The sequence below is a fragment of the Rhizobacter sp. P2_H2 genome (assembly GCF_056403375.1).
Genome location: NZ_JBFUFP010000625.1, coordinates 1 through 3,237 on the forward strand (window position 1 = coordinate 1; position 3,237 = coordinate 3,237).

A 3,237-nucleotide genomic window follows, 5' to 3' on the forward strand; every position below is an offset into this window, starting at 1 on the left:
TTGATGACTTGTGAGGCCACCCTGAGATTGGAGGCGCTGTGATCACGAATGCGGTGTGGATCTGCCGTTCCTCGGCAATGAACTCGGCCGCCTCAAGGTTGTTGTGGTGTGCTGTTGACTGGTCAACCGGCGGATCGATCCCGTCCCAGATGCAATCAAGTCTTGCTTCAAAGCCAGGAGCGTGCCAAATCCCGCCTTCAACTCGTGCGACGACAAGCCCATGTGCAGCAGCCCGCAAGCACACCTCAATGGCCGCATMGACGTTCAGCTTCATGAGCGTGCTGCCATGCATGTCGAAGAAGTCCCGGGAAGTGGTGTGGAGGCGACTTCGTTCAAGCTTGCTCATCAACGATCTCCATTCCACTTGATATGGCTGTCACACACCGCCACGTGCAGCCTCTTGCTTTGGATTGACAGCTCGATCTGAACTCAACGAAGCAGCCTCAATTGTTCAGCTGCGAACGATGACACCTCAACGTCTTCGGATCTGGACGCAAGCTCAAGCAAGTGCGGGTTCGACTCGTGCAACCGATAGGAGGCCGCACATGCAATCAATCTTTTCAGGCCATCCGGGCTTGAAAGTCGTGCGGTGACTTGCGACAAAGAATCGATGGTATTCAAACGAGTTATCCAGGACGTAAGTTCGGCCAGATGAGCATCGGCCTGTCTCGGAATGCTGCTTGCCAAGACCGACAGCGGAACTCTGGCAATGAAGTTCAATGCCTTCCATCGCACGGCATCGTCGCTGTCTCGCAGCAACTGGACACCTCGCGCCACGAGGGCGGCGTCCAGTTCCGTTGCGCAAACAAGTACGGCGTCAAGGACAAAGAAGCGAACGTAGCGCGATCGATGCGCCAGCAAGGCGAAGAAGGCATCCATCAATGGCGCCGCTTTGGCCCCCAGTTCCGAAGCAATCCATGCGCCGATCTTTGCCACTCTCTCATCCGAGCTGTTCAATAGCGTCCGCAGATTCTCCAGGGGATATCCAGCAAAGAACGCTTGCAGCAATCGATGCGCAACTTCATCGTCGCCACTTCTCAGCACCTGTTGGAGGGTCTGATCCGGATCTTGCCTCATTGTTGGTTCCTTCATGAGCCACTCAGCTTCTTTTCGATCTGACGAAGCAGGCGCTCCTCTTGACGAATTCGTTCCCGGTGAGGGCCATCTTCGCCGAGGCGATTCTGCTCATTCTTTCTTGTCTCGATACTCTTCTTCAGATCATCCTTGAGCTCGTTTAGCTGTTCTGGCTTTGCGCCTTCCGGCAGGTGATCTGGAATCGAACCATGCACTTTGCCTGTGCTATCGAGTTCAGGCAATTTCTGCTCATCTGCTCCTTCTCCACCCTCACTGAACATCCGATCCCAAGCCCGCCCGAGCGCCTGCGCACAGCGGCCATAGACATTGCTGACCGCCTCGCTTGCCGCCTGGATCGCCCGGATCGTCGCCTCGGTGAGCACCTTGTTCTCGGCGGTGCCCGGCACGGCCGCCGGCGGCAGTGGGATCGGCAGGCCTGGCATCGGCGCGTACTGCAGCCCGTTCGGGTCGACGTAGCCGGTGGGCTGGCCGTCGACGTAGCTGTAGGTGTTGATGCCGCCGACGAGCCCGATCGGGTCGGACTGGTGGTAGCGGCCGGTCTGCGGGTCGTAGTAGCGCTGGCCGTTGTAGAACAGCCCCGACGAGGTGATCGGCGTGGATGAAGAAGACCTGCAGTGCCTCGCCGGCCACCGCCGCGGGCATGACCATCGCCACAGGGATGTCGCCGAGCCAGACGTATTCGCGCACCGCGGTGCCTGACGCGTCGTACTCGCCCAGCATGTGCCCCTGGTGGTCGTGCACGAAGATCAGCGTGCCGGCGGCGCTGCCGTCGCTCTTGCGGATGCGCTGCCCACCGGCGTCGTAGCTGTACGCGGTGGTGACGCCGCCGCGCGTGAGCGTGGCGAGTTGCCCGGCGAGGTTGTAGGTCGCGCTGTAGTCGGCACCGGTCACATTGCCGGCGCTGTCGTGCGAGAAGCCGCGTGCCGGGTTGCTGATGGCGGTGAGCCGGTTGCTCGCGGGTTCAATGGTGTAGCCGCTCCCGCTGCCGTTCAGGCTGAGCGCGCTGCGGTTGCCGGTGGCGTCATACGCCAGCGCCCAACTCGCGTTGGCGCTGATCACGCTCGTCAACCGGCTGTTGCCGTCGTAGCCGAACTGCTGGTCCAGCGCCGGCTGCGGCGTGCCGTCGGGCAGCCAGTGCGTGTAGCCCGCCACGCGGTCGGCCGCGTCGTAGGTGATGTCGCGGAACATCGGACCGAGCCGCTGGCGCACGATGCGCCCGCTCAGGTCGCGCCAGCGCTCGTGCGCCAGCGCGCCGGCCTGCATCTGCCAGGCCCAGCTGCGCACCGCGCTGCCGAAGGGCTCCCAGCGGATGTCACCGAGCAGCGGCACGGGCGTACTGCCAGCATCGGCAGCGAAGCTCAGCGACGTGGCCTGCCCTTGCGTGTAGCCGATGGTCAGCACATGGCCCGACGGGTAGCTCAGCGCGGTCAGCTTGCCGCGGGTGTAGGCGTAGCCGACGGTGTGCACCACAGGCGCTGGGTTCGCGCCGCTGGCGGCCTCGATGCGCTGCACGGTGGCCGCCGGCCGGCCCTGGCCGGTGTAGCGGTACAGGGCCGAGCCTGCGGGGAAGCGGCTGCTGGTGAGGCGGCCACCGCCATACGCGAAATCGGGCCCCGTCTGGCTGTACGACCACCCCAGGCTCAGCTCGGGCTCTCCTGGCCGGCTGAAGACGAGGCTGGTCAGCCGGTGATCGGGGTCATGCCGGTAGCTGGCCAGGACACCGCGGCTGTCGGTGCGCGTGCGCAGGTTGCCGTTCGCATCCCAGGTCAGCGTGGTGGTGCCGGTGTCGGGGCTGGTGACCTGCGTGACATCGCCGAAGCCGTTGCGCACGTAGCGCGTGGCCAGCGAGCGCGGGTCGATGACCTGCGTGACGCGATTCAGCCCGTCGTGCGTGAAGCCGACGCGGCCCTGCATCGGATCGCGCCGCTCGGTCAGGCGGTACAGCCGGTCGTAGCCGTACCGGGTCTCGAGGTTCAGGCCGGGCACGCCCGGGGCCTGCGTCTGCAGCGTCAGCTGGCCCTGGGGGTCGTACTCGTAGCGGGTGACCGGTGCCGGCGACACCGGTGGGGGCGGCAGCGTCTGGGCGCCGGCGTCTAAGCACGCCAGCGCGGCCGCGGTGAGAACCGGGAGAAGCGTTCGCAT

3 protein-coding genes and 2 pseudogenes are annotated in these 3,237 nt (G+C 64.3%); all 5 read right to left on the minus strand.

The features are described from left to right. Positions 1-346 (minus strand): colicin immunity protein (locus AC1D15_RS23630; RefSeq protein ID WP_477827890.1); only part of this gene is annotated, 346 nt, incomplete at its 3' end. Between the two features lie 83 nt (positions 347-429). Beyond that, positions 430-1,077, minus strand: a complete 648-nt coding sequence (locus AC1D15_RS23635; protein WP_477827891.1) for a hypothetical protein — start codon at positions 1,075-1,077, stop codon at positions 430-432. Between the two features lie 11 nt (positions 1,078-1,088). Beyond that, positions 1,089-1,355, minus strand: a complete 267-nt coding sequence (locus AC1D15_RS23640; RefSeq protein ID WP_477827892.1) for a hypothetical protein — start codon at positions 1,353-1,355, stop codon at positions 1,089-1,091. Between the two features lie 234 nt (positions 1,356-1,589). Beyond that, positions 1,590-1,751, minus strand: a pseudogene (locus AC1D15_RS23645) (RHS repeat-associated core domain-containing protein); the annotation flags it as partial. A 97-nt stretch (positions 1,752-1,848) separates the two neighbouring features. Continuing rightward, positions 1,849-3,237: pseudogene (locus AC1D15_RS23650) on the minus strand (hypothetical protein); the annotation flags it as partial.

What these genes read in the sequence shown, in the direction of transcription:
- AC1D15_RS23635 (WP_477827891.1), bottom strand. Translation starts at nt 1,077, where the DNA reads ATGAGGCAAGATCCGGATCAGACCCTCCAACAGGTGCTGAGAAGTGGC.
- AC1D15_RS23640 (WP_477827892.1), bottom strand. Translation starts at nt 1,355, where the DNA reads ATGTTCAGTGAGGGTGGAGAAGGAGCAGATGAGCAGAAATTGCCTGAA.